At 72.4% G+C, this 23411-nt stretch carries 23 protein-coding genes and 1 pseudogene; 9 read left to right on the forward strand and 15 right to left on the reverse strand.

Annotated features, from left to right (window positions below; all coding sequences use genetic code 11):
• The first annotated feature begins 127 nt into the window (after positions 1-127).
• Both QNO09_RS26340 and QNO09_RS26345 read left to right on the forward strand, forming a co-directional pair.
• Positions 128-2515 carry a SpoIIE family protein phosphatase gene (locus tag QNO09_RS26340; protein ID WP_283972729.1) on the forward strand — a complete coding sequence of 796 codons (2388 nt, stop codon included), beginning with the start codon at positions 128-130 and terminating at the stop codon, positions 2513-2515.
• 167 nt (positions 2516-2682) lie between these two features.
• A complete protein-coding gene (locus tag QNO09_RS26345; RefSeq protein WP_283972759.1) occupies positions 2683-3942 on the forward strand; it encodes an arsenic transporter in 1260 nt (419 codons plus the stop codon).
• Positions 3943-3954: 12 nt separating this feature from the next.
• Here QNO09_RS26345 and QNO09_RS40040 read toward each other — a convergent pair whose 3' ends face one another.
• The 3 genes and pseudogenes from QNO09_RS40040 to QNO09_RS26355 form a co-directional block, all read right to left on the reverse strand.
• Positions 3955-5526, reverse strand: coding sequence for an RICIN domain-containing protein (locus tag QNO09_RS40040; RefSeq protein WP_502962346.1), 1572 nt, complete (start codon positions 5524-5526; stop codon positions 3955-3957).
• Positions 5527-5703: 177 nt separating this feature from the next.
• Positions 5704-6627: pseudogene (locus QNO09_RS40045) on the reverse strand (RNA polymerase sigma factor); the annotation flags it as partial.
• Positions 6628-7001: 374 nt separating this feature from the next.
• A complete protein-coding gene (locus QNO09_RS26355) occupies positions 7002-7940 on the reverse strand; it encodes a helix-turn-helix domain-containing protein (protein WP_283972731.1) in 939 nt (312 codons plus the stop codon).
• Positions 7941-8003: 63 nt separating this feature from the next.
• Here QNO09_RS26355 and QNO09_RS26360 point away from each other — a divergent pair, with 63 nt between their 5' ends.
• Complete coding sequence (locus tag QNO09_RS26360; RefSeq protein ID WP_283972732.1) at positions 8004-8846, forward strand: phytanoyl-CoA dioxygenase family protein; 843 nt, start codon at positions 8004-8006, stop codon at positions 8844-8846.
• Positions 8847-9131: 285 nt separating this feature from the next.
• Here the strand turns inward: QNO09_RS26360 and QNO09_RS26365 are convergent, their stop codons facing one another.
• Positions 9132-9671, reverse strand: coding sequence for a flavoprotein (locus QNO09_RS26365; RefSeq protein ID WP_283972733.1), 540 nt, complete (start codon positions 9669-9671; stop codon positions 9132-9134).
• 28 nt (positions 9672-9699) lie between these two features.
• Positions 9700-10158: a nuclear transport factor 2 family protein gene (locus QNO09_RS26370; protein ID WP_283972734.1), complete on the reverse strand. Its 459-nt coding sequence runs from the start codon at positions 10156-10158 to the stop codon at positions 9700-9702.
• Between the two features lie 91 nt (positions 10159-10249).
• Here QNO09_RS26370 and QNO09_RS26375 point away from each other — a divergent pair, with 91 nt between their 5' ends.
• Positions 10250-10801, forward strand: coding sequence for a TetR/AcrR family transcriptional regulator (locus tag QNO09_RS26375; RefSeq protein WP_283972735.1), 552 nt, complete (start codon positions 10250-10252; stop codon positions 10799-10801).
• Between the two features lie 9 nt (positions 10802-10810).
• On the opposite strand, the gene QNO09_RS26380 is transcribed toward QNO09_RS26375, so the two are convergent.
• Positions 10811-11008, reverse strand: a complete 198-nt coding sequence (locus QNO09_RS26380) for a ferredoxin (RefSeq protein WP_283972736.1) — start codon at positions 11006-11008, stop codon at positions 10811-10813.
• 13 nt (positions 11009-11021) lie between these two features.
• The gene (locus QNO09_RS26385; protein ID WP_283972737.1) at positions 11022-12218 is read right to left on the reverse strand and encodes a cytochrome P450; all 1197 of its coding nucleotides are present in this window, start codon (positions 12216-12218) and stop codon (positions 11022-11024) included.
• Between the two features lie 628 nt (positions 12219-12846).
• Here QNO09_RS26385 and QNO09_RS26390 point away from each other — a divergent pair.
• Both QNO09_RS26390 and QNO09_RS26395 read left to right on the forward strand, forming a co-directional pair.
• Entirely contained in the window at positions 12847-13479 is a 633-nt protein-coding gene (locus tag QNO09_RS26390) for a LysE family transporter (RefSeq protein ID WP_283972738.1), read from the forward strand.
• A 103-nt stretch (positions 13480-13582) separates the two neighbouring features.
• A complete protein-coding gene (locus QNO09_RS26395) occupies positions 13583-14032 on the forward strand; it encodes a nitroreductase family deazaflavin-dependent oxidoreductase (protein WP_283972739.1) in 450 nt (149 codons plus the stop codon).
• 87 nt (positions 14033-14119) lie between these two features.
• Here QNO09_RS26395 and QNO09_RS26400 read toward each other — a convergent pair whose 3' ends face one another.
• Positions 14120-15040 carry a cation diffusion facilitator family transporter gene (locus tag QNO09_RS26400; protein ID WP_502962347.1) on the reverse strand — a complete coding sequence of 307 codons (921 nt, stop codon included), beginning with the start codon at positions 15038-15040 and terminating at the stop codon, positions 14120-14122.
• A 139-nt stretch (positions 15041-15179) separates the two neighbouring features.
• On the opposite strand from QNO09_RS26400, the gene QNO09_RS26405 reads away from it, so the two are divergent.
• Complete coding sequence (locus tag QNO09_RS26405) at positions 15180-16205, forward strand: glutathione S-transferase family protein (protein WP_283972741.1); 1026 nt, start codon at positions 15180-15182, stop codon at positions 16203-16205.
• Between the two features lie 50 nt (positions 16206-16255).
• The gene (locus QNO09_RS26410) at positions 16256-16534 is read left to right on the forward strand and encodes a DUF4235 domain-containing protein (RefSeq protein ID WP_283972760.1); all 279 of its coding nucleotides are present in this window, start codon (positions 16256-16258) and stop codon (positions 16532-16534) included.
• A gap of 192 nt (positions 16535-16726) precedes the next feature.
• Here QNO09_RS26410 and QNO09_RS26415 read toward each other — a convergent pair whose 3' ends face one another.
• Both QNO09_RS26415 and QNO09_RS26420 read right to left on the reverse strand, forming a co-directional pair.
• Positions 16727-17119: a VOC family protein gene (locus tag QNO09_RS26415; protein ID WP_283972742.1), complete on the reverse strand. Its 393-nt coding sequence runs from the start codon at positions 17117-17119 to the stop codon at positions 16727-16729.
• 79 nt (positions 17120-17198) lie between these two features.
• Positions 17199-17663: a pyridoxamine 5'-phosphate oxidase family protein gene (locus tag QNO09_RS26420; protein WP_283972743.1), complete on the reverse strand. Its 465-nt coding sequence runs from the start codon at positions 17661-17663 to the stop codon at positions 17199-17201.
• Between the two features lie 304 nt (positions 17664-17967).
• Between QNO09_RS26420 and QNO09_RS26425 the strand changes: the two genes are divergently transcribed.
• The gene (locus tag QNO09_RS26425) at positions 17968-18999 is read left to right on the forward strand and encodes a 7-epi-alpha-eudesmol synthase (RefSeq protein WP_283972744.1); all 1032 of its coding nucleotides are present in this window, start codon (positions 17968-17970) and stop codon (positions 18997-18999) included.
• A 47-nt stretch (positions 19000-19046) separates the two neighbouring features.
• Here QNO09_RS26425 and QNO09_RS26430 read toward each other — a convergent pair whose 3' ends face one another.
• Genes QNO09_RS26430 through QNO09_RS26450 form a run of 5 tightly spaced genes read right to left on the reverse strand, consistent with a single transcriptional unit; the run spans position 19047 to position 23388 of the window.
• Positions 19047-20297: a cytochrome P450 gene (locus tag QNO09_RS26430; protein ID WP_283972745.1), complete on the reverse strand. Its 1251-nt coding sequence runs from the start codon at positions 20295-20297 to the stop codon at positions 19047-19049.
• Positions 20294-20896 (reverse strand): GTP-binding protein, encoded by a 603-nt coding sequence (locus QNO09_RS26435; RefSeq protein WP_283972746.1) that lies wholly within the window; start codon positions 20894-20896, stop codon positions 20294-20296. The genes QNO09_RS26430 and QNO09_RS26435 overlap by 4 nt, the downstream gene beginning before the upstream one ends.
• On the reverse strand, positions 20877-21248 hold the full coding sequence (locus tag QNO09_RS26440) for a DUF742 domain-containing protein (protein WP_030845180.1): 372 nt from the start codon (positions 21246-21248) through the stop codon (positions 20877-20879). Before QNO09_RS26440 ends, QNO09_RS26435 begins: the two co-directional genes overlap by 20 nt.
• Entirely contained in the window at positions 21245-21655 is a 411-nt protein-coding gene (locus tag QNO09_RS26445; protein WP_283972747.1) for a roadblock/LC7 domain-containing protein, read from the reverse strand. Before QNO09_RS26445 ends, QNO09_RS26440 begins: the two co-directional genes overlap by 4 nt.
• Positions 21652-23388 carry a sensor histidine kinase gene (locus QNO09_RS26450; RefSeq protein ID WP_283972748.1) on the reverse strand — a complete coding sequence of 579 codons (1737 nt, stop codon included), beginning with the start codon at positions 23386-23388 and terminating at the stop codon, positions 21652-21654. Before QNO09_RS26450 ends, QNO09_RS26445 begins: the two co-directional genes overlap by 4 nt.
• Positions 23389-23411 lie beyond the last annotated feature (23 nt).

The raw sequence follows: 23411 nt of genomic DNA on the forward strand, positions 1-23411 counted from the left end.
GGTTCGGCGCCCCGCCGGCCGGGCCGGGCGGCACGGGGGTTACCGGTTCACGCCGGGCACCTACGGACTACGCTGGAACTCAACTGACTTCCCTGTTCACTGTGAGTGTCCGTATGGAGTCGCGACGATGAGCCCGGACGAGCCGTTCGACGATGGCCTGGCCGCCCGTGCCGTCATCGCCGCCGACGGCACACTCACCGGCTGGAGCGAGGGCGCCCGCCGTCTGCTCGGGCACACGGCCGCCGAGGTCGTGGGCCGCCCGGCCGTCTCGCTGCTGGCCGACCGCGACGACCCGCCGCCCGTGCCGGACGACTCCCGCTGGAGCGGCACACTCACTCTGCGTCACCGCGACGGCCACCTCGTCTCCGTATGGGTGGTCGCCCACAGCAGACCGCCGGACGCGGCGGAGACGACCGACTGGCTCGCGGTGTCCCCGCCGGACTCCTCCGGGCAGGGACTTCCGGACGACCCGCTGGTGCGCATGGCCCTGACCCAGTCGCCCTGCGCCACGATGGTCTACGACGAGCGGCTGCGGCTGCGCGGCGTCAACGAGGCCATGGCGGCCCTGTTGGGGCTGCCCGCCGAGCGGCTGCTGGGCCTGCGGCCCACCGACATCGGCAGCCGGCCGCAGAACACCGAGCTCGAGGAGCATCTGCGCCGGGTGCTGAACACCGGGCGGCCCTACGACATGCAGACGTACATGAAGGCGACCGGCGAGAGCCGGGGCCCGCACGCCTGGCTGGCCCGGATGGCACCGCTCGCCGACGGCACCGGCCGGGTTCGGGGCGTGTGCGTGACCGCCCACGACTTCTCCGACCAGTACCGGTCCAGGGAGCGGCTGCAACTGGTCAACGAGGCGAGCGTGCGCATCGGCACCACCCTCGACGTCGACCGTACGGCCCAGGAACTGGCGGACGTGTGCGTCCCGGCGCTCGCCGACTTCGTCAGCGTCGACCTGCTCGACCCGCGAGAGCACGGCGGCGAGTCCGCCGGACCGCCGGTCCCGCCGGTGAACCTGCGCCGGACCGCCCACCGGTCGGTCACCACCGACAGCCCCGAGGCCGTCGCCAAGCCGGGGCAGGTGGACGTCTACCCGGAGAGCTCCCCACAGGCCGCCTCGCTGGTCGCGGGGCACACGGTCGTGGCCCCGGGAGCCTCCGGCGACCTCGAACAGTGGCTCGCCTGGGACCCGGTCCGCTTCCGGCGGATCCGCGAGTACGGCATCCACTCCACGATGTCCGTTCCGCTCCAGGCCCGGGGCACGACCCTCGGCGTCGCCGTCTTCACCCGCTTCCGGCGCCCCGAGGCCTTCACCGACGACGACGTGCTGCTGGCCGAGGAGGTCACCGCCCGGGCCGCCGTCTGCATCGACAACGCGCGCCGCTACTCCCGCGAGCGGGAGACGACCCTCACCCTGCAGCGCAGCCTGCTGCCCCGCACGCTGCCGCGCACGGCGGCGGTGGAGGCGGCCTCCCGCTATCTGCCGGCCACCCGCTCGGGCGTGGGCGGCGACTGGTTCGACGTGATCCCGCTGTCCGGGATGCGGGTCGCCATGGTCGTCGGCGACGTCGTCGGCCACGGCATCCAGGCCTCGGCCACCATGGGCCGGCTGCGCACCGCCGTCCGGACCCTCGCCGACATCGACCTGGCCCCCGACGAACTGCTCACCCACCTCGACGACCTCGTCGTCCGGCTGTCCCAGGAGTCCGGCGGTGACAACGGCACCGGAGAGGTGGGCGCGACCTGCCTGTACGCGGTGTACGACCCGGTGTCGCGGCGCTGCACCCTGGCCCGGGCCGGCCATCCGCTGCCCCTGCTGGTGCCGCCGGACGGCCCGGCGCACCAGCTCGACCTGCCCTCGGGCCCCCCGCTGGGCGTCGGCGGGCTGCCGTTCGAATCCGCCGAGGTGGAACTGCGGGAGGGCAGCGTCCTGGCGTTCCACACCGACGGGCTGCTCGTGAGCCCCGAGCGGGACGTCGACGCGGGCAGCCGGATGCTCCGCAACGCCCTGTCGGCGCCCTCCGACTCCCTGGACGAGACCTGCGACCGCGTGCTGCACACCCTGCTCCCGCCGGGCGGCTCCACCGACGACGTGGCCCTGCTGCTGGCCCGCACCCGTGGCCTGCCGTCCGCGCAGGTCGCGACCTGGGACATCCCCGCCGACCCGGCGCTGGTGGCCCCGATCCGCAAGCAGGTCGTCGACCAGCTCGGACGCTGGGGACTGCTGGATGCCACGTTCACCGCGGAGCTGGTGGTGAGCGAGCTGGTCACCAACGCCATCCGCTACGGCGCCCCGCCCATCCGGCTACGGCTGATCCACGACGCGTCCACGCTGATCTGCGAAGTGTCCGACACCAACCACACGGCGCCGCACCTGCGCCGGGCCAAGACCTGGGACGAGGGCGGCCGTGGTCTGCTCCTGGTCGCCCAGCTCACCCAGCGCTGGGGCAGCAGGCACACCGCCGAGGGCAAGACGATCTGGGCGGAGCTGGCCCTGCTCGACGACGAGATCTGAGCGCCTCCACCGAGCCGGCGACCGTGTGGCCTGCGCCGGGGTAGGGCGTCGGCGCCGTCCACGGCGGGCGGCGCGCTCCGGGCAGCACCGGGGGCCGCCGAGGATCTCTTACCCTCGCCTGGTTCCATGGGCGCGCACGACCTGATCACGCCCCGGAGGACCCCGCCCTGAACACCCCGCTCGCCGAAGTCCTGTCCGTGGCGCTGCTGGCCGCCGTGCTCGTCTGGGCCGTCGCCCGGCCGAAAGGGCTGCCCGAGGCCGTGCTGGCGGTACCCGCCGCCGGGCTCGCCGTCGCCTTCGGAGTGATCTCACCGGACCACGCCTGGGAGGAGATCCAGCGGCTGGGGCCCGTGGTCGGTTTCCTCGCGGCCGTGCTGGTGCTCGCCCACTTCTGCGACGTCGAGGGACTGTTCACGGTGTGCGGGGCGTTGATGGCCCGCTGGGCGGCGGGGCGCCCCACACGACTGCTGACCGCGGTGTTCGCCCTGGCGTCCGTCATCACGGCCGTGCTCAGCCTGGACGCCACGGTCGTCCTGCTGACGCCGGTGGTCCTCGCCACCGCCACCCGCATGGGGGTCCGGGCCCGGCCGCACCTGTACGTCTGCGCCCATCTGTCGAACACCGCCTCGCTGCTGCTGCCGGTCTCCAACCTGACGAATCTGCTGGCCTTCACGGCGAGCGGGCTGAGCTTCACCCGCTTCGCGGCGCTGATGGCGCTGCCCTGGCTGGTCGCGATCGCCGCCGAGTACCTGGTGTTCCGGCGGTTCTTCGACGAGGAACTGGCGGCGCCTCTCCCCTCCCCCGAGCCCACGGGGCCTCCCGAGCCGCTCCCGCTGTTCGCCCTCGTCACCGTCGGCTGCACGCTCGCCGGGTTCGTGGTGGCCTCCGCCGTCGGCATCGCGCCCGCGTGGGCCGCCCTGACCGGTGCCATGGTGCTGGCGGGGCGGGCGCTGGTGCGGCGCCGAGCCACCCCGCTGACAGTGGTGCGCTCCGCGGCCCCGGCGTTCCTGACGTTCGTGCTCGCGCTCGGTGTCGTCGTACGGGCGGTCGTCGACCATGGGCTCGCCGATGCCCTCCAGCGCGTGCTGCCCGGCGGATCGGGACTGCTCACACTGCTGGGTGTGGCGGCGCTGGCCGCCGTCCTGGCGAACCTCATCAACAATCTGCCCGCGGTGCTGGTGCTGCTGCCCCTGACCGCCGGATCCGGCCCGGGGACCGTGCTGGCGGTACTGCTCGGTGTGAACATCGGCCCGAATCTGACCTACGCAGGATCGCTGGCGACTCTGCTGTGGCGGCGGATCGTGCAGCAGCACGGCCACCGGGTCGGACTCGGGGAGTTCACGCGGCTCGGGCTGCTCGCCGTACCGGCAGCGCTGGTCCCGGCCGTGGGGGCGCTGTGGCTGTCCGTGAGCGTCGTCGGGGCCTGAGCGCGCACCGGGTCAGCGACGGCCGCCTCCGCCGGCGCCGTGTCCGTAGCCGCCGTAGCCGTAGCCGTAACCCGGGTAGCCGTGGTCCGGGTTGCCGTACCGACCGTCGGCGTCGCAGTAGTAGCCGTAGCGGTAGCAGGGCGAGTCGGTGGCGGCCGGGGTGCTCGGCGCCGGCTGCGGAGCCGAGGAGGTCGCGGACGGGGTCGGCTCGGGCGCCTTCGACGGGGTGGGGGTGGGGGTCGGCGTGGGCGTGGGGCGCGGCGCCGGTACGGCGGCGTTCCAGTTGACGGCCTCCATCTGGAGATCGGCCTTGGATGTGTCGATCACCCAGCGCTGCGCGTCGTCGTCCGTCCGGGTCTTGACGACGAGGGCTCCGGAGCCGTCGGTCGCCGCCGGTGCCAGGGCGAGGTCCTGGTCCCAGCGGGGCACCAGGGCGCCCTGGAGGGTGAAGTCGTAGTGGATGTTCTTCGGGTCCGGCCGGGAGGCGCCCGTGCAGGGGGCCAGCCGCACCGAGTAGCCGAGCTGCGAGTCCAGGCACAGGTCGGGGGCGGCGCCGTTGCGCAGCAGCCCATCGGTCTCGTACGTCCACTGCTGGGTGGAGTCCGCGGAGCACGCCGTGAGCTCCGCCTCTCCGCCCGCGACGGCCTTCTTACCGTCGATGCCCACGCACAGGTCCGAGGCGACGTTGTGCAGTCGGCCGCGCAGGGCGCCCTTCCCGGCGTCGCCCGACCCGGCCCGGGACGGATCGGTGGCCGACATGTCCGCGGCGGAGTCGGGTGCCTCTCCGGCGGGCCGGTCCGCGCCCGTCGAGGCGCCGTCGCCGGAGTTGCCGGTGGACCACAGCACCAGCGGCAGGACGACGAGGCCGCCGGCGGTCAGGATGCCCGCGGTGAGGTTGCGCCGCCGGGCGGCCCGGCGGGCCGCCTTGTGGGCGGATCTCCGGGCGGCGGTTCGAGGGCCCTGGGGTCGGGGGCCAGGGGGTGCGGTGGGGGGCGGCACGCAGACGCCCGCGGGGGCCGGGACCGGAGCCCGGCCCCTGTCCACGGCCGGGTCCGCGCCGTCGGCTCCCGTGGGGGGCGGCGGCACGGCCACCGGGCCGTCGCCCGGATCGGTGAACGACTCCCCGACCGCGCCGGCGAGGGCGACCGGGTCCGGGAAGACGTCACGCGCTTCTCCGGCCGGATCGGCGAAAGCCCCGCGCGCCGCACGCGCCGAGTCCGGGTAGACCTCGCGCGCCGCAAAGGAAGGGTCCGGGAAACCCGCACGCGCCTCCTCAGGCTCCGCCGCCTGGCGCGCGGGAGCGCGGCGTCGTCGATGCCCGCCCCTAGCCTGCCGCCCGGAGGGATCCGAGAGGCCCGCAGGCGCCTGCGGCCCCGACGGAGCCGAGAAGTCGGCACCCACCTGCCGCCCGGAAGCATCCCGGAAACCCCCACGCGCCTGCCGCCCGGAAACGCCCGGGAAACCCGCAGGCGCCTGCGGCCCGGAAGGGTCCGGGAAGACTTCGCGCGCCACGCCGACCGCGTCCCGGAACCCCCCGTGGGCCTGCCCGGAAGCACCCGGGAAGGCCTCGGGCGCCTCGCCCATCGGATCCGGGAACGCCGCGTGCGCCCGCTCCGAAGGTCCCGGGAAGGCCTCGGGCGGCACGCCCGCCGCGTCCGGGACCACCTCACGTGCGCTTCCGGCCGGGGGCGGGATGATCTCGTGCGTCACACCGGCCGGGTCCGGAAAGACCTCGCGTGCCAGAGCCACCGGGTCCGGGAACAGGTCGCGTGCCGCAACGGCAGGGGCCGCACCGGCCGCTTCCCGGGGCCGTCCCCGCTTCCCGGCACGCCCGCCGCCGGCACTCTCCCCCACCTCGCCCGCGCGGCTCTCCGCGTAGCCCCGGCCGCCCCAGCCCAGTACCCCTTCCGCCAGGGCGACACCCAGGGCGTGGTTGAACTGGTCGAGCTGGTCGGCGGTGGCGCTGCAGTGTCCGCAGCCCTCGATGTGCGCGCGTAGATCGGGGTCGATGCCGCGACCGCCGCGACGGTACGTCACGTCGAGCAGACGCAGATAGCGCCGGCACTCCTCGTCGGGGGCGAGTTCGCGGTGCAGCTGGAGGCACTCCTCACGCAGCCGGTCCCGGGCCCGGCCCAGTTCGACCCGCGCGCCCTCCTCGTCCAGGCCGAGCAACCCGGCCGGGGCGGTGAGCGGTTCGGCCTCGACCTCGACATGCCACAGCAGACAGCGGGCGGACTGGGGCAGCCGCTGGAACGCGCCGGACAGCAGTCGCCGGTGCTGCGGCGGCAGCAGACGGGCGGTGGGCCGCTCCCTGTCCCCGGTTCCGGAGAGGAGCTCCGGGTGGAGCATGTCGTGCCGATGGTCGACGGCCCACTCGGCCGCGATACGCCGTACGGTGACGAGCAGATGGGGCCGCCAGGCGGAGGTCGGGCCGTTCTGACGGAGGGTCTCGCCGAAGAGCCGGGTGAACGCGGCCGTGGTGAGAATTCCCGCCGAGCGGGGACCGTCGGTGCACAGCCGGGCGTAGGCGAAGGCCGCCTCCCAGTGCCGGTCCAGCAGTTCGCCGACGGGCTGGAGCGCGGGCGTCGCCCCGGTCCACTTCCTGAGCTCCGCGCTCAGTTGCTCGTCCGTCGCGCCGAGCCCGCGGGCCGAGGCCGGAGAATTCGACGGGCCTGCGTCTTTCACGGCTGCATTCCTCTCAAGGACCTGCGGAATAAAAGTCCGTACCAAGGGGTATGCCGACCCGGCGGCCTCGCGCATACGAAGAAAGGCGTGTGGGGACACGCCGACACGGCACACCTTTGCACAAGTCAGGGACCAGGAACAAGTGATGTCACGGTTTCGTGCATTGCGTGCCAGGCCAGCGCCTTTTGACAAAGTGTCAATCAGTCGAGGGAAAATCTTTTCCGTACGGTCCGCTTCCTTTAGCGGCTCACATTTTGTCCGTTTCCGGAAGCCGGGCCGGAAACCATTGGGATGGGCCCCGCACAGCAGCTCACACCGTCGGCCGCCTTTCCGCGCCGCCCTTTCGGCACCTCCCGCGGAACCATTAGCGGCGCTCAGCCGGGCGGGCCGCCGTGCGTCTGGCGGTACGCCCCGGGAGGTGCACCGTAGCGCTCGCGAAAGGCGCGGTTGAAGTGGAAGGGACTGGCGAAACCCGAGGCCGCGCCGACGCGTTGCACGGGCAGATCGGTGTTCTCCAGCAGCCGGGCGGCGTGGCGCAGCCGCGCCTCGCGCAGGGCACGCATGGGTGGCCGGCCGAGCTGCCGGCTGAACAGATGGGCGAACCGGGACGGCGACAGAGCGACCTCTCGGGCGAGCGAACGGACGGTGTGCGGGGCGCCCGGGTCGGCGTCGATCAGCTCCTGGGCGCGGCGGATCCGTGCGTCGAGTCCCGGCCGGGGTGCCGCCGGCCGGGCACCGGCGGTGGTGAGGAGGACGATCTCCTCCAGTGCGCTCAGGGCCAGTTCGCGCGCCGCGCTGCCGTGGGCCACGGCGACCTGCCCGTCCGGTGACGTCGCATCGGGCGGTGCTCCGGTGCCGGTCCAGCGGGCGTCGGCGTGCATCCGCCGGAACGCCGTCCCGACGCGGCCGTGCACCCCGGCCGGAGCGGAGGTGACCGCGTACACCCCGTCGCCGGTGTCGTACGGCCGCAGCCACGCGGTCCAGGACGGGCGGGCCTGGCAGTGCGCCCACCAGAACCGCCAGTTGCGGGCCCCGGCCTCGACCCCGTAGCCGTGCGGGACGCCCGGCGCGAGCACGACCAGGTCCCCCGCGCCGGCCGAGGTCCGCACACCGCCCTGCCACAGGTGCCCCCGGCCTCCGGTGGTCCAGGTGAAGAGCCAGCTCGGGGAGCCGTGCGGCCGGGTGACGCCGTAGCCCGGCGCCTGGTCGAAGTGTCCGACCACGACCAGCCCGGGCGGCGGAGCCGGGTCCCCGGCACCGTTGGCGTCTCCCAGCTCAGCGGTGTCGGGCAATCGGTCAGCACGCACGGGCATCCTCCTCGGCGGCCGGGCGGCCTAGCGTTCCGGACCGAGGACACCGAACCGAGGAGTGTGTTCATGACAGTCACGGGCCATGGCGCCATCGGCGCTTCCATCCTGGACCCCGCCGGGCTCCGGCGGTACCGGGAGGGTTTCGAGGAGGACGGTTTCACGGTGGTACGCGGACTCTTCGGGGGTGACGAGATCGATCGGCTGTGCGGCGAGTTCGCGGCCCTGCGGGCGGCCGGCCCGGTCCCCGGGCACTTCGAGCCGCGCGCGGCGGACACGCCGGGCGCCGACCCGCTGCACGTGTGGCCCCGGGTGATGCATCCGCACGAGATCAACGACCTCGCGCGCGCGGTCCTGCTGGACGCCCGGCTGCGGACGGTCCTCGAGGCACTTGTCGGGGAGGAGGTGCTGGCCGCGCAGAGCATGTTCTACTTCAAGCCGCCGGGGGCCCGGGGACAGGCGCTGCACCAGGACAACTTCTATCTGCGGGTGGAGCCGGGTACGTGCGTGGCGGCATGGGTGGCCTGCGATGTGATCGACCGGGAGAACGGCGGTCTGGAGGTCGTGCCCGGCACGCATCTGATGGACCTGTTCTGCCCCGAGCTCGCCGACTCGGAGGTGTCCTTCGCCCGGGAGTACGTTCCGCCGCCGGCCGGCCTGGCGCCGGTGCCGGTGGACATGGCGCCGGGGGACGTCCTGTTCTTCAACGGGAGCCTGGTGCACGGGTCGCAGCCGAACCGGGCGGCCGAGCGGTTCCGACGGTCCTTCATCGGGCACTACGTGGGACGGTCGGCGGAGCGGATCGGACGGTTCTACCGGACGCTGGCGATGAGCGGCGCGAGGGTGGAACTGGCGGAGAGCGAGGGGGCGGGTCCCTGCGGAACGGAGTTCGCGCCGCAGGGGCCGCACTGATCTGCGACGACCCCGCTCAGTGCCCGGCGATGGGGGTGTGGGCCGTACGGGCTCCGCAGTTCCTCCAGCTCCTTGTCGCTCAGCCCGATCTCCACGGCGGCCACCGCGTCGTCCAGGCCCGTGGAACCGAGCTGCACGTACTGCATCGTTGCTGCTCCTGCCGTCGGGAGGGTTCCACGGCGAGCGTACGTGTTCGTGTGTGCTCGAAGACGCGGCCCGTCAGGCCGCCTGACGGGGCGTCATCACCGTTGTGTCCGGGGGCCGGTGGGCGAGCGGGCCCGGCCGTCAGCCGCGTGCGATCAGGTCCAAGGCCCGTTCCCACCCGAACTCCGGACGCCCGCCGCCCTGTCCCGGCTCTCCCGTGTACGGCTCGCCGAACCGCACGCCCATCCCGCCCAGTCGTTCGAGGCTGTCCCGGTAGGCGGGGTGGGTGGCCAGGGTGTCGGCCACGCACGGCAGGACGGCGATCGGCACGCCGAGGCCCGCGACCTCGCACAGGGTGCCCAGGGCGAGGGTGTCGGCGATGCCGGCCGCCCACTTGTTGACGGTGTTGAAGGTGGCGGGCGCGACCACCACGGCGTCGGGCGCCGGGAACGGGCGCGGCGCGCCGGGGGTACGCCAGGCGGAGCGGATCGGGCGGCCCGTCCGCGCCTCGACGGCGGCGGTGTCGAAGAAGCCGTTCATGGCGACGGGTGTCGCGATGACGCCCACCTCCCAGTCCCGTTCCTGCGCGGCGGTGATCAGTTCGCCGACGTCGGTGGCGACGCCGGCGGCGCAGACGACGACGTAGAGGAAGGGCTTTCGGGCGGCGGCCTGTTCGGTCATCCCGGAGACCCTAGCGACTCCCCCGGGTTCACCGGAGGGGGAACATGTCTCCCCGTTCGGCCTGCGGCCGGGGACCGTGGATGCGGCGCTCGCTCTCCTCGATCGGCACGTCGTCGATGCTCGCCTCCCGGCGGGCCATCAGGCCGTGCTCGTCGAACTCCCACAGTTCGTTGCCGTAGGAGCGCCACCACTGCCCGTCGGTGTCGCGGCACTCGTACTGGAAGCGAACGGCGATGCGGTTGCCGTCGAAGGCCCACAGGTCCTTGCGCAGCGCGTACTCCTGCTCGCGTTCCCACTTGCGGGTCAGGAAGGCGACGATCTCGGCGCGGCCGGTGACGAAGGTGTCGCGGTTGCGCCAGACGGAATCCGGAGCGTAGGCGAGGGAGACCTTGTGCGGGTCACGGGTGTTCCAGGCGTCCTCGGCGGCCTGGACCTTCTGTGCGGCGCTCTCGCGGGTGAAGGGCGGCAGCGGCGGGCGGTCGGTCATGGTTCCTCCCGGTCAGCGAGGGAGAACCAGCGTTCTCCAGATGGCTGCTACGGTAGGAGAACGCTCGTTCTCGCGTCAAGGAGGGACGTCCATGGACAGAGCGTTGGCCCGGGAGCGGGTGCTGGACGCCGCCGAGGAACTGTTCTACGGACGGGGTGTGCGGTCGGTCGGCATGGACGAGGTGCGCGGCGCCTCCGGCGTCTCGCTCAAGCGGCTCTACCAGTTGTTCCCGGCCAAGGAACAACTCGTGGAGGCGTACCTGGAACGGCGCGACGCGCGCTGGCGCGGGCAGCTGGCCGCCTACGTCGAGCGGCACGAGGAGCCCCGGGCGCGGATCCTGGCCGTCTTCGACTGGCTCGGCGAGTGGTTCGGCGAGCCGGGCTTCCGCGGTTGCGCCTGGATCAACGCGTACGGCGAGCTGGGCGCCACGTCGGCGGGCGTGGCCGCCCAGGTCCGCGCTCACAAGCGGGCGTTCCGGGAATACCTCGGCTCGCTCGTGTCGGACGCGGGGCTGCCCGGCGCGGCGGCCGGGCAGCTGTTCCTGCTGGCCGAGGGTGCCATGGTCACGGCGGGTGTCACCAGGAGCGCCGAGCCCGCGGCAGAGGCGCGCGAGGCGGCCCGGCGACTCCTGGACGCCGTGTGACGTCCGGCCTCAGGTCGCCGTCCCGGACACGGTGATGGCGCCGACCGGGCAGGCGCGGGCCGCCTCCCGCAGCAGCGGGCTGCCGCTGTCCTCCCCGCCCGGCAGCAGGGCGCTGTAGCCGTCGTCGTCCTGGGTGAACACGTCCGGGGCGGTCATAGCGCACTGCCCCGCGCCGATGCAGACGTCCTTGTCGATGCCGATGCGCATGTGCGGAAGCCTCTTACCAGGTCACGGGGAGTTCGATCATCCCCTGGATCGTGTCGCCCGGCTTGAAGGGGATCTCCTCGGCCGGGGCGGCCAGGCGCAGGGTGGGAAGCCGGTCGAAGAGGCTGTGCAGGGCGATCTCCAGCTCGGCACGGGCGAGGTTCTGACCGAGGCACTGGTGGATGCCGAAGCCGAACGCGACGTGGTGACGGGCCGGGCGGCTCCAGTCGAGCCTGTCCGGCTCCGGGTAGACCGTCTCGTCACGGTTGATGACGGAGGTCGCGAAGACCACGCCCTCACCCTCACGGATGGTCGTCCCGGCCACCTCGATGTCCTCGACGGCCAGGCGCAGCATGCCGTCCGCGATCGACAGCATCCGCATCAGCTCCTCGACCGCGGCGGGCAGCAGCCGCGGGTCGGCGCGCAGTTCGGCGAGCCGTTCGGGGTGCTGGAGCAGGGTGAAGGTGCCGAGCGAGATCATGTTGGCGGTCGTCTCGTGGCCCGCGACCAGCAGGATGAGTGCCATGGCGATCAGGCCCTCGCGGTCCAGGCCGCCCGCGCGCGGCTGCCGGTGGACCAGATCGTCCAGCAGGCCGGTGCCGGGGTCCTGCCGCTTGCGGTCGATCAGCTCGCCGAAGTACGTCTCCAGCCGGTCCCGGGCGTCGAGGACGTCGGCGGTCTCCGGGCCGCGCAGCAGCCGTCGCGACTGGGCCTCGAAGAAGTCGTGGTCGGTGTACGGGACGCCGAGCAGGGCGCAGATCACCATGGACGGCACCGGCAGCGCGAAGGCGCTCACCAGGTCCGCGGGCGGGCCCTCGGCGATCATCGCGTCGAGCCGTTCGTCCACGATCTGCTGGATACGTGGCCGGAGTTCGACGGCCCGCTTGAGGGTGAAGTCCCCGACGACCATCCGCCGCTGGGCACGGTGCTCGGGATCGTCGACGCCCAGCAGGGCGGTTCTGCGGTTGCGGATCCCGGCGAAGCGCTGGGTGGGGGCGGGGAAGCCGGGCCGGTCGCGGTTGGACGAAAGGCGCGGGTCGGCCAGCAGCGCGCGGGCGGTGGCGTGCCCGGTGACGAGCCAGGCCTCACTGCCGTCGAAGAGGGTGATGCGGGTCAGAGGGCGCTCGGCGCGCAGTGCGTCGTAGGCGGCGGGAGGGTGGTAGGGGCAGGTCCGGCTCTGAGGGAAGGCGACGGGTGCGGTCGTGTCCGTCATGAAGACCTCGCAGACGAGTAGTGCGTCGTGCCGATCTTCATTAGATGCCCCAGGCACCTATGAGGCGACGCGAAGTTCGGCCAGATCGGTCGCGGCGTCAACATGGCCGGGGAGTGCCGTCTTCCCGTTCGAACCGGCCGGGCTGTGCCCCTGTCGCGGGATCGGTGCCCCGGCCCGGGCGCGGACGCGGCGACCATTCGAACCGTCCGAGGCTGTGCCCCCGTCACCGGATCGATGTCCCGGCCCGGGCGCGGACGCGGCGACCATTCGAACCGTCCGAGGCTGTGCCCCCGTCACCGGATCGATGTCCCGGCCCGGGCGCGGACGCGGCGACCATTCGAACCGTCCGAGGCTGTGCCCCCGTCACCGGATCGATGTCCCGGCCCGGGCGCGGACGCGGCGACCATTCGAACCGTCCGAGGCTGTGCCCCCGTCACCGGATCGATGTCCCGGCCCGGGCGCGGGCACGGCGACGCCGATGCGAAAACCGGTTGTCGGTGCGGCGGGCCAGGCCTCAGGATCCGGCCATGCCTACGTTCACCGTTCTCCCGCCGTTGTCCGCCGCCGCTTCCGCCGCGCGCCGACAGCAGCGGTCCGGCCGCCGGGGAGGACCGACGCCGCCCCGGTCATGACCGCCGCACTCGTCGCGGGGCTGCTCGCCGGGTACGGCATCGCCGTACCCGTGGGTGCCGTCGGGGCCTACCTCGTGTCCCTCACCGCCCGCACCTCCCTGCGCACCGGTGTCTGCGCCGCGCTCGGTGTCGCCACCGCTGACGGGCTCTACGCCCTCGCCGCCACCCTGGGCGGCACGGCCCTGGCATCCGCGCTGCGGCCGGTGCTCGGGCCGCTGCGGTGGGTCTGCGTGCTGGTGCTGCTCGCCCTGGCGGCATGGGGCGCGGTCACCGCGCTGCGTGCGTACCGCGGCCACCGGCTCGCGACCCGCACCGCCCCCGCTCCCCCGGGCCCCGCCCGGGCCTATCTGGGCCTGTTGGGCATCACTCTCCTGAACCCCACCACGGTCATCTACTTCGCGGCCCTGGTGCTCGGTTCCCAGGCCACGGGCCCCGCCGGTCCGCTGGCGCAGGGCGTGTTCGTGCTGGCCGCCTTCGCCGCCTCCGCGAGCTGGCAGGTGCTGCTGGCCGGAAGCGGGGCCCTGCTGGGCCGCGCGCTGACCGGCCATCGGGGCCGACTGGCGACGGCACTGGCGGCGAGCGCGGTGATGACCGCTCTGGCCGCGCGGATGGCGCTCGCGCCCGGGTGAGGCTCCGTTTCCGGCCGGATCCACCGGGGCGGATGATTCCGGGCCGTACGGGTGTTGAAGACAGGTGGCAATGAGCCGCGGACGCGACGATGGGACGGATGTCATGCCTCTCGAAGGCGAGTACGAACCCAGCCCGACGCAGTGGGTGCGCAAGCAGGTGGAGCTGTACGAGAGCTCCGGCGGTACGGAGGGGACGACACTGCAGGGCTCGAAGATGCCGGTCGTCATCCTGACCTCACGGGGCGCCAGGAGCGGCAAACTGCGCAAGACGCCGGTGATGCGCGTGGAGCACGAGGGGCGTTACGCCGCGGTGGCCTCCCTCGGCGGATCGCCGAAGCATCCCGTCTGGTACTTCAACCTGCGGGCCGACCCGCACGTGGAACTCCAGGACGGTCCGGTGAAGCGGGACATGACCGCCCGTGAGGTCACGGGCGAGGAGAAGGCGGCGTGGTGGGAGCGGGCCGTCGCGGCCTACCCGGCCTACGCCGACTACCAGAAGAAGACGGACCGGGACATCCCGGTGTTCGTCCTGGAGGCGGACGAGACCGGCTGACGCGGGGCCGGCTGCCCGTGCGGGCAGCCGGCGGAAGAATCTTCCTCCCCCGGGTGTGTGAACCGGCACCGGCGGGGCACGCGAGATTCAGGCCCCGCCGCGTTCCCCCGTCGCGGCGGGGCTTTCCGCTGCCTCACGGGCGGGCCGGTCGGTCACATCGAGGAATATCTGGTCCGCCTCGGGCACCGTATGGGCGATGGACCGCTTGATGCGCACGGCGACCTCCTCCACGCGCTCGCTGTCCAGACCGGGCACCAGGTCGACGCGGGCGGCCACCAGGGCCGTGTCGAGGCCGGTCTTCATCGTGAACAGCGCCTCCACACTGTCGATCTCCGGCTGGGCCCGCAGCAGCGCCTCGATCCGCCCGCTCGACTCCGGGTCGGCCGCCTCGCCGATCAGCTGGTCACGAGCCTCACGGCCCAGCCGGAAGGCCACGTAGACCAGCAGCGCGCCGATCGCGAGGGAGGCCGACGCCTCCCACACCACCTGGCCGGTGGCCATGTGCAGCGCCATGCCCACCATGGCCAGGGTGACGCCGAGCACCGCGGTGCCGTCCTCGGCGACGACCGTCCGCAGGGCCGGATCGCGCATGCCCGCACCCGCTCCTCCCTGCCCGCGCACCTGGTACAGCGCCCGCACCAGCGAACCGCCCTCCGCGAGGAGGGCGATCCCGAGGACGATCAGGCCGGCGACATAGCCGTCGAGATCCTCCTCCGCCCCACTCGTCAGGGCCTCGAAACCCTGGAAGAAGGAGAAACAGCCGCCCATGACGAAGATCCCGACGGCCGCGAGGAGCGACCAGAAGAAGCGCTCCTTGCCGTAGCCGAAGGGATGACGCCGGTCGGCGGGGCGCCGGCTGCGGCGCAGCGCAGCGAGCAGGAACACCTCGTTCAGACTGTCGGCCACCGAGTGGGCCGCCTCGGACAGCAAAGCCGGCGACCCGGCTGCCAGTCCGCCGATGGCCTTGGCCACCGCGATCACCAGATTGGCCGCGAGCGCCACCAGCACGGTGACGCGTGTCCTGCGATCACTTCCCTCATCACTCACTTCCGCCGATTGCCCCGGTCGGCGGTGCTCACACCGTGCCGTCCGCGGAAAACGGGGAACGCGTTCACCAGGGTCCACGTACGGCAAGGAGGTCACCCCCATGAGCCGCGACGACGGCGACGACGGCAACACCGGCTACGGAAGGAGGGCGTTCAAACGCTCCAAGGCGCATTTCGCGGACCGCATCACCGCCGACGGCCGGGACGGCTGGCCGGTGGAGGCCGGCCGCTACCGTCTGGTCGTCAGCCGGGCCTGCCCGTGGGCGAGCCGGTCGCTGGTCTCCCGGCGGCTGCTCGGCCTGGAGGACGCCCTGTCCCTGGCCGTCGCCGACCCGATCCAGGACGACCGCAGCTGGCGCTTCACGCTGGACGAGGACGGCCGCGACCCGGTCCTCGGCATCCGCTACCTCAGCGAGGCCTACGACCGCCGCGAGAGCGACTACCCCGGCGGTGTCAGCGTGCCGGCGATGGTGGACGTGCCCAGCGGGCAGCTGGTGACCAACGACTACCAGCAGCTCACCCTCGATCTCGCGACCGAGTGGAGGGCCCTGCACCGCGACGGCGCGCCCGACCTGTACCCGGACGCGCTGCGTGACGAGATCGACGAAGTGATGGCGGACGTCTACGAGGACGTCAACAACGGCGTCTACCGTGCCGGTTTCGCCACCGGGCAGGAGGAGTACGAGGCCGCCTGCGCGGGTGTGTTCCGGCGGCTGGAGCGGCTCGCGGCCCGGCTGGAACGGCAGCGGTACCTCGTCGGCGACACGATCACCGAGGCGGACATCCGGCTGTTCACCACGCTGGTCCGCTTCGACGCCGTCTACCACGGCCACTTCAAGTGCAACCGCTGGAAGCTGACGGAGAACCAGGTGCTGTGGGCGTACGTCCGCGACCTGTACCAGACGCCGGGATTCGGCGACACCGTCGACTTCGACCACATCAAGCGCCACTACTACCAGGTGCACACGGGCATCAACCCGACCGGCATCGTGCCGCTGGGCCCGGATCTGTCCGGCTGGCTGACCCCGCACCGGCGTGAGGAGCTGGGCGGCCGACCGTTCGGTGACGGCACACCGCCCGGGCCGGTCCGCGCCGAGGAGCGGATCCCGGCGGCGCACACCCCCTGACCCCTTTCATTCCCCTCAGCGATCAAGGAGTTCTCGTGGCGAAGAAGAAGATGTCCCTCGCGTACCAGCCCCTCGGGTTCGTTCTCGGCTGGTCGGGCGGCTGGCTGGCCGGGCTGGCCTTCCGCAAGACGTGGATGGCGATCCGGCACGAGGAGGACGCGCCCGACGCGCTGGACAAGGACCGCGGCTGGGGCGAAGTGCTCCTGGCCGCCGCGATCCAGGGCGCCCTCTTCGGGGTGGTGCGCAGCGCCGTGGACCGCGCGGGCGCCAAGGCCATCGAGCGTTCGACCGGCACGTGGCCGGCCGGTGAGAAGGGCGGCCGGGACTGACACCACGACGGCCCCGCCCGGCCTCTGCCGGCCGGGACTGATACCGCGACTGCCCCGCCCGGCCTCTGCCGGGCGGGGCAGTGCTGTGCGTCCGGCCGTCCGCCCCGGTCGTGTGCGTGCGGGGCGCGCCCCGGTGCGCGGGTCCATGGCTGCTCGCCCGCCGGACCTCGCGGCGCGGGGTGCGCGGCGCGGTCAGCCCTGCTTGGGTGTCGTCGGTGCGGTGCGGCGCACGATGAAGGAGTGACCCGCCGGGTCGGCGTAGCCGCGCTCCTCCAGCGGGCCCGAGGGCTCCTTGGCCTCCAGAGGGCGGCCGCCGAGGCTGATGACGCGGCGTTCTACCGCGTCGAGGTCGTCGACCACGAACTCCAGGTGGGCCTGGAGGGAGTTCTCGGGGCGCGGCCAGCTGGGCGGAGTGGCATTGACGTCCCGGCGCAGTGCGACCCGGAAGCCGTCGGCGGTCTTGATCTCCACCCGGTTGGCGGTGACGTCCGACTCCTCCCCCTCCAGCAGTTCCTTGTAGAACACGGCGAGCTTCTCGGGCTCGGCACAGTCGAGCACGAGGACCCCCGCTTTCACCAGTGCCATGTCTCCTCCGCAGGATTCCGGTCGCAAGGCGGTCGTGCCCCGCGGACCCGTATCTTGCGGATATCCCGGACCGGCCGATTCAGTCGGTCGGCAACCACCGTCCGTCGCGCATGAGTTCGCGGCCCTCGAGCTCATCGGCCTCCCGCCAGGCCTGGATCCGCCGCGGCACGACCCGGAAGTACAGGTACGACGTGGCGAGCCTACGGGGGTCGAACCCGGTCTTGGCGGCGAAGAGTTCGGCGTCCTGCCCGGTCAGCTCGCCGGGCTGCGCCGTCTCGACGGTGCCCTCGACGAGGACGACGTCACGGGTCGGCCCGATGCCCACCCGGGCCCGGCCGGACCCGGCCAGGTTCCGTCCGGTGGGGCTGGACGCGGGTGTGGCGAAGAGCAGGTACGAGCCGTTCCAGAGGAAGGACAGCGGGACGAGGTACGGAGTCCCCGTCGCGCCGTCCGCCGTGGCGACCCAGGCGTCCACGTCGCGGTCCAGGCGGTGCAGGGTGTCCTTCCTGCGCTGCTCGGCGCTGCGAACGCGTGCGGACGTCATCGCGGTGGCCTCCTGGCGAGTCGTCGAACGGACTCGGACCAGTGTGGCGTCCCGGGCGCCGGAGGCTCGGCGGACAGGCCGTGCCCCGTGAGGGAGGAGGCAGTGTACGCAGCTCGAGCGCCTTTCGCAGTAACCGAGATCACGGCATTGTCACGGAATGGCCGATTCGCGCCGTGGGCAGTCTCGTACCGCTTCTCGATTCAACGTTCGCCGTGCGAAGCCGAGTTCGAGTGCGCGGCCGGTCATGGCACCGTCCGCTCGCAGGGACGGGGGGCTCTGCGGTCCGTCTCCCGAAAGGAAGCACATGCCTCAGGACGTCCGGTTCGACCTCCCCTTCGACACACCCGTCAGTGAGCATCTGGAGTTCGCCCGGGCGCGGCATCTGCGCTGGGTGTGGGAGATGCGCCTGGTCCGCAGCCGGGAGGGGTTCGAGGAGTACAGGTCATGGGACCTGCCCCTGGCCGCCGCCCGGACCTATCCCCACGCGTCGGCCGAGGACATGGTCGTCCTGATGAACTGGTTCTCCCTGGCCTTCCTCTTCGACGACCAGTTCGATGTCGGCCGGCCGGACCGGGCCGACCGCATAGCGGAGGTCGCCCGGGAGCTGATCGCCACTCCCCTGCGCCCGGCGGGCAGTCCGCCCCGGGTGGTCTGTCCGATATCCCTCGCCTGGACCGAGGTGTGGAACCGTCTCTCGCATGGCATGTCCCTGACATGGCAGACACGGTTCGCCGCCTCCTGGGGGAGGTTCCTCGTCGCGCACTGCGAGGAGGTCGACCTGGCCGCCCGGGGCCTGGAGGGAACGCTCGCGCTCGACGAGTACACGGCCTTCCGGCGCCGTACGGTCGGCATCCACCACAGCATCGACGCGGGTGAGCGCAGTCGCGGCTTCGAGGTGCCGGCTCAGGCGATGGCGCATCCGGTGATGGAGCGGATGCGCGATCTGGCGGCGGACACCATCGGGTTCATGAACGACATCCACTCCTTCGAGCGGGAGAAGCGCCGCGGCGACGGCCACAACCTCATCGCCGTGCTCCGCCGGGAACGGGGCTGTTCCTGGCAGGAGGCCGTCGACGAGGCGTACCGGATGACGATCGGCTGTCTCGACGAGTACCTCGAACTCCAGGAGAGCGTTCCCGGGATGTGCGACGAGTTGCGGCTCGACGACGCGGAGCGGGACCGGGTGCGGATGGGGGTGGAGGCCATCCAGCACTGGATCAACGGCAACTACGAGTGGGCCCTGACGACCGGCCGCTACGCGGCGGCGAAGCAGGGCGCGGTGGCCACGGCCGAAGAGGCCGGGCGCGGCTCGGTGGACGACCTGCTGACCATATGACCGGGTGGGGCCCGGCCGGGCGTCCGGCCGGGCCCCACCTGGCGGCCCTATACGGCGAATTCCACCGGCAGACTGTCCAGCCGCGACTCCCAGGTGGAGGCGGTCGAGGTCAGCTCCTCCGGGGGCACGGCCAGCGTCAGGCCCGGCAGGCGGTGCAGCAGGACGTCCACCGCGATCTCGATGATGGACTGGCCGATGCTCTGCCCGGGGCACTCGTGCGGACCCGAACTGAACGCCAGGTGCGCCTGGTTGCCCTGGACCGAGACGCCCGTGTCCGGCCGGATCTCGGGGTCGGTGTTGCCCGCCGCGAGGCCCAGTACCAGCAGGTCGCCCTCCTGGATCCGGTGTCCTCCGAGCTCCAGGTCGCTCGCGGCGAACCGGCCCGGCAGCACCGCCAGCGGCGGGCTGTTCCACATGACCTCCTCCACCACGGCGGAGATGTTCAGCTGACCGCTGATCAGTCCGGACAGCCGGGCGGTGTCGGTGAGGATGATCTGCAGCACGCGGGCCAGCAGGTTGCTGGTCGTGGTGTGCGCGGCGATCAGCACCAGACGCAGATGGCTGACCACCTCTTCCTCGTCGAGACCGGCCGCGTGCCCCAGCAGGGCGGTGGTGAAGTCGCCGCCGGGCTCGGCGCGCTTGCGTTCGGCCAGTTCGCCGAGGATCACCATGATGCGCTCGTTGTGCGCGAGGGCGTCCTCACCACCCTTGAGGACGTGGGCGCAGGACTCGACGAGGTCGCGCCCCTCCGCCTCGGGGAGCCCGAGGATGCGCGAGAGCACGAGCATCGGCAGGTACTCGGCGTAGTCCGAGACGAGGTCGGCCCGGCCGGTGTCCGCGAACGCGTCGATCTGCTTGTTCGCGAGGCGGGTCGCGTGGCGCCGGATGCCGCGGGCCGCCGCCGCCTGGAGCCCGTCGGTGACGGCCGCACGCAGCCTGCGGTGCGGTTCGCCGTCCTGCGACACGCAGTCCGGCCGCCAGCCGATCATCGGGATGAGCGGCGAGGTCTCCTCGACGCGCCCTTCGGCCCAGTCCCGCCAGATCCTCGCGTCCCGGCTGAACTGGCGGGGATTGTCGAGCACCCGCCGGTTGTCGCGGTAGCCCAGGACCAGCCACGCGGGCACGTCCCCTTCGAGCAGGACCGGCGCGACCGAACCGTGTTCCTTGCGCAGCCGCTCGTAGATGCCCGCCGGGTCGGTGGCGGCGTCCGGGCCGTACAGCCGGGCCAGGTCGGCCCCGTGGTGGGCGACGGGGCAGCCGCGCATGGCCTGGAGGCCGGCTTCGGTCGAGTCGTTCATCGGGGCTCCAGGGCCACGGCCGAGCGTTCCTTCAGATGGTGGATCAGGGCGACCAGGACATCCCGGCTGGAGGCCCGGTCGCGGGCGTCGAAGGTCACCACCGGGGTGTTCTCGGGGATGTCCAGGGCGTCCCGGATCTCCTCGACGGGGTAGTTCCGGGAGTCGGGGAAGACGTTCAGCGCCACGACGAAGGGGACGTCCTGCCGCTCCATCTCCTCGATCGCCCGGAAGCTGGATTCCAGACGCCGGGTGTCCACCAGGACGATCGCGCCGAGCGCCCCCTTGAACAGCCCGTTCCACAGGAACCAGAAGCGCTCCTGCCCGGGCGTGCCGAACAGGTACAGCACCAGGCTCTCGTTGATGCCGATCTTGCCGAAGTCCAGGCTGACGGTGGTCTGCGTCTTGTCGGCGACGCCGATGAGATGGTCGACGTCGGCACTGGCCTGGGTGAGGGTCTCCTCGGTGGTGAGCGGCTTGATGTCGCTGACCGACCGGACCATGGTGGTCTTCCCGGTGCCGAACCCGCCGGCGATCATCACCTTCACCGAACGGGTGTCCCCGGCCGAGCCTCCGGGTTGGTCAAAGCCTTTCAAGTCCACTGAGTACCTCCTCAAGGAGCGCGAGGTCGGGCCCGCGGCCGGCTTCGTGTGCCGGGATGGGATTACGGGCTTCGACGCGACCTGCGTCCAGCAGGTCGGACAGCAGCACCGCGAGAATGTTGAAGGGGAGCCCGAGATGAGCGCCGAGTTCGGCGACCGACAGCGGGTCGCGGCAGCGGCGGAGTATCTCCTCGTGCTCGTGCTGCATGCCCGGTAAGGGGGCGGCGCGGGAGACCACCAGGGTCGCCACGTCGAGGCTCGACGCCGAACCGCCCGGTCCGCTGCGCCCTCCGGTGAGGACGTAGTAGCGCTCGAGACCGGACGGGTCCGACGGCCTGCGGGGAGCACTCATCCAGAGTGCTCCTCCTGGCGCGGAGTGGTACCGAGGAGCTCACCCATCCTGCGGGCCAGGTCCCTCATCTGGTGTCCGAGCAGGCCTTGGTCGAGGCCTTCCCTGGCGAGGACACCGAGGTACGTCTCCACACCCGCGCGCACGACGAAGAGGTGCCCGCCGTCCACCTCGATCATCGCGAGCCGCAGTTGCCCGGCGTACTTGGGGAACTGCTCGGCGACCGGCTGGGCCAGGGCCTGCAGGCCGGCCACCACGGCGGCGAAGCGGTCGACGTCGTCGGGGTCTTCGGCGCCGTAGGAGGTGATGGCCTTGCCGTCGCTGGAGGCCACCAGGGCGAAACGGATCTCCTGGATGCTCTCGACGAGATCGCGGAGCGCCCAGCTCACGTCTGTTCCTTGTTGCGTCATGAGGACTGATCGCTCTCTTCGGTGCGGTGCTCGGTGTACTCGCGGCCGGCGACGGTGTCGCGTTCGTCGGCCGCCGGGAAGGCCTCCGCCGTGTCGCGTCCGGCGGTGGCGAAGGCGGCGAGTCCCGAGAAGGACGCGTCCGGCGGGACGGCCGCGACGGTTCCCCGCTCGGTCCGCCCGGCCTGCTTCGACGCCTCCGTCTCGTTCCGCTTGCTGCGGCGCCGGGGCAGCCCGCCGGGCGTGGTCTCCCCGCTCTCGGCCTGCGCGGCCGGTGGGGCCGGCGCGATGACCGTCTCGGAGGCCGGGACGGCCGTGGCGGTGCGGACCTCCGGTGCGGTCGCGGCCGGTGCGGTCGCGGCCGTGGGCAGGGGAGTGAAGTACTTGTGCGGGACCACGATCACCACGGACGTGCCGAGCCACGGCGAATCCGCGAAGGTGACGCGGATGCCGTAGCGGCGGGCGAGGGCGCCGACGACCCGGAGACCGATGTTGGCGTCCTCGGTGATGCCGCCGAGGCCCGCGCCGGGCGCGGTGCCCGCGAGGGCGTGCTCGGCCTCGCGCTTCTTCTCCTCGCTCAGGCCCTTGCCGGAGTCCTGGATCTCGATGCCGACCCCGTTGGGCACCTCCTTGCCGGAGATGAGCACCGGCTCGGTGGGCGGCGAGTAGCGGGCCGCGTTGTCCAGGAGGTGGGCCAGGATCAGCGTGAGGTGGTCCACGAGACCGCCGTCGACGCCGAGTTCGGGCAGGTGGCGCACCTGGATCCGGTGGAAGTCCTTGATACGGCCGATGCCGCCGCGCACCACGCTCAGCAGCCGCTGTGCCTCCTGCCACTGCCGGCCGGGCCGGTCCGAGCCGCCGAGCACACCGATGCTCGCGGCGAGGGAGTCGGCGGGGCCGAGTTCCTGGTCGAGCTCCATCAGGCCTCGGGCGACGGCCGGCAGGCGGCCGTGCTCGCCCTGCATCTCGTGCAGACGGCCACGGAGCTTGCTGGTCAGGACGTGGATGCGGTTGCCGATGCTGATCACCGCCTGCTCGGCGGAGGTGGAGCGGTCGAACTCCGCCTCCAGGCCGATCAGGGAGGTGCGCAGCAACTTGCGCAGTTCGGTCTGGAGCTCCGAACTGACCTTGGCGCACTGGTTGACCGTGGGCAGCAGGTCGTCGATGGCATCGCCGGCACGCAGCTTCTCCATCGCGTCGGGCAGCTGCTCGTCGGCGAGCCGGGCGACCGCGGCGAGCTGGTGGGAGAGCTGCTCCTGCCAGACCGCGGCCTGGTCGGCGAGCTGGGCCTCGTAGGAGGTGGCCTGCTCGGTCAGCCGTTCCTCATAGGCCCGGGACCGGTCGGCGAGCTGCGTCTCGTACGTGGCGCTCTGGTCGGCCAGACGCCGCTCGTACGTCGCGTTCTGCTCGTTGAGCTGGGACTCCAGGGTGGCGCGCTCGGCGGCGAACTTGCGTTCCAGGGCCGCCACATGCTGCTGCCACTGCTGGTTGTGCTCGGCCTGCGTGGTGCGGAAGGAACCCTCCGCCCGGTGCAGTTGGGCCCGGGTGCGCAGCAGCAGGCGTACGCACACGGCACCGGCCGCCGTCGCCGCGACTCCGGCGACGGCCGCGGTTATTCGCTCCGAGCTCATGAACGTGGCGGCAACGGTCCCGCCTCCCAGTCCCAGCGGCAACAACCACCAGCTGTACCAGGCGACAGGGGCCCGCGCCGCCGGTGGCGGAGTGGCGAGTTCCATCTGCATCCTTCGAAGCAACACGA

The sequence above is a fragment of the Streptomyces sp. 378 genome (genome assembly GCF_030124145.1).
GTDB lineage: Bacteria > Actinomycetota > Actinomycetes > Streptomycetales > Streptomycetaceae > Streptomyces.

What these genes read in the sequence shown, in the direction of transcription:
- QNO09_RS26340 (WP_283972729.1), top strand. Translation starts at nt 128, where the DNA reads ATGAGCCCGGACGAGCCGTTCGACGATGGCCTGGCCGCCCGTGCCGTC.
- QNO09_RS40040 (WP_502962346.1), bottom strand. Translation starts at nt 5,526, where the DNA reads ATGGGCGAGGCGCCCGAGGCCTTCCCGGGTGCTTCCGGGCAGGCCCAC.
- QNO09_RS26355 (WP_283972731.1), bottom strand. Translation starts at nt 7,940, where the DNA reads ATGCCCGTGCGTGCTGACCGATTGCCCGACACCGCTGAGCTGGGAGAC.
- QNO09_RS26360 (WP_283972732.1), top strand. Translation starts at nt 8,004, where the DNA reads ATGACAGTCACGGGCCATGGCGCCATCGGCGCTTCCATCCTGGACCCC.
- QNO09_RS26365 (WP_283972733.1), bottom strand. Translation starts at nt 9,671, where the DNA reads ATGACCGAACAGGCCGCCGCCCGAAAGCCCTTCCTCTACGTCGTCGTC.
- QNO09_RS26370 (WP_283972734.1), bottom strand. Translation starts at nt 10,158, where the DNA reads ATGACCGACCGCCCGCCGCTGCCGCCCTTCACCCGCGAGAGCGCCGCA.
- QNO09_RS26375 (WP_283972735.1), top strand. Translation starts at nt 10,250, where the DNA reads ATGGACAGAGCGTTGGCCCGGGAGCGGGTGCTGGACGCCGCCGAGGAA.
- QNO09_RS26380 (WP_283972736.1), bottom strand. Translation starts at nt 11,008, where the DNA reads ATGCGCATCGGCATCGACAAGGACGTCTGCATCGGCGCGGGGCAGTGC.
- QNO09_RS26385 (WP_283972737.1), bottom strand. Translation starts at nt 12,218, where the DNA reads ATGACGGACACGACCGCACCCGTCGCCTTCCCTCAGAGCCGGACCTGC.
- QNO09_RS26390 (WP_283972738.1), top strand. Translation starts at nt 12,847, where the DNA reads ATGACCGCCGCACTCGTCGCGGGGCTGCTCGCCGGGTACGGCATCGCC.
- QNO09_RS26395 (WP_283972739.1), top strand. Translation starts at nt 13,583, where the DNA reads ATGCCTCTCGAAGGCGAGTACGAACCCAGCCCGACGCAGTGGGTGCGC.
- QNO09_RS26405 (WP_283972741.1), top strand. Translation starts at nt 15,180, where the DNA reads ATGAGCCGCGACGACGGCGACGACGGCAACACCGGCTACGGAAGGAGG.
- QNO09_RS26410 (WP_283972760.1), top strand. Translation starts at nt 16,256, where the DNA reads ATGTCCCTCGCGTACCAGCCCCTCGGGTTCGTTCTCGGCTGGTCGGGC.
- QNO09_RS26415 (WP_283972742.1), bottom strand. Translation starts at nt 17,119, where the DNA reads ATGGCACTGGTGAAAGCGGGGGTCCTCGTGCTCGACTGTGCCGAGCCC.
- QNO09_RS26420 (WP_283972743.1), bottom strand. Translation starts at nt 17,663, where the DNA reads ATGACGTCCGCACGCGTTCGCAGCGCCGAGCAGCGCAGGAAGGACACC.
- QNO09_RS26425 (WP_283972744.1), top strand. Translation starts at nt 17,968, where the DNA reads ATGCCTCAGGACGTCCGGTTCGACCTCCCCTTCGACACACCCGTCAGT.
- QNO09_RS26430 (WP_283972745.1), bottom strand. Translation starts at nt 20,297, where the DNA reads ATGAACGACTCGACCGAAGCCGGCCTCCAGGCCATGCGCGGCTGCCCC.
- QNO09_RS26440 (WP_030845180.1), bottom strand. Translation starts at nt 21,248, where the DNA reads ATGAGTGCTCCCCGCAGGCCGTCGGACCCGTCCGGTCTCGAGCGCTAC.
- QNO09_RS26445 (WP_283972747.1), bottom strand. Translation starts at nt 21,655, where the DNA reads ATGACGCAACAAGGAACAGACGTGAGCTGGGCGCTCCGCGATCTCGTC.
- QNO09_RS26450 (WP_283972748.1), bottom strand. Translation starts at nt 23,388, where the DNA reads ATGGAACTCGCCACTCCGCCACCGGCGGCGCGGGCCCCTGTCGCCTGG.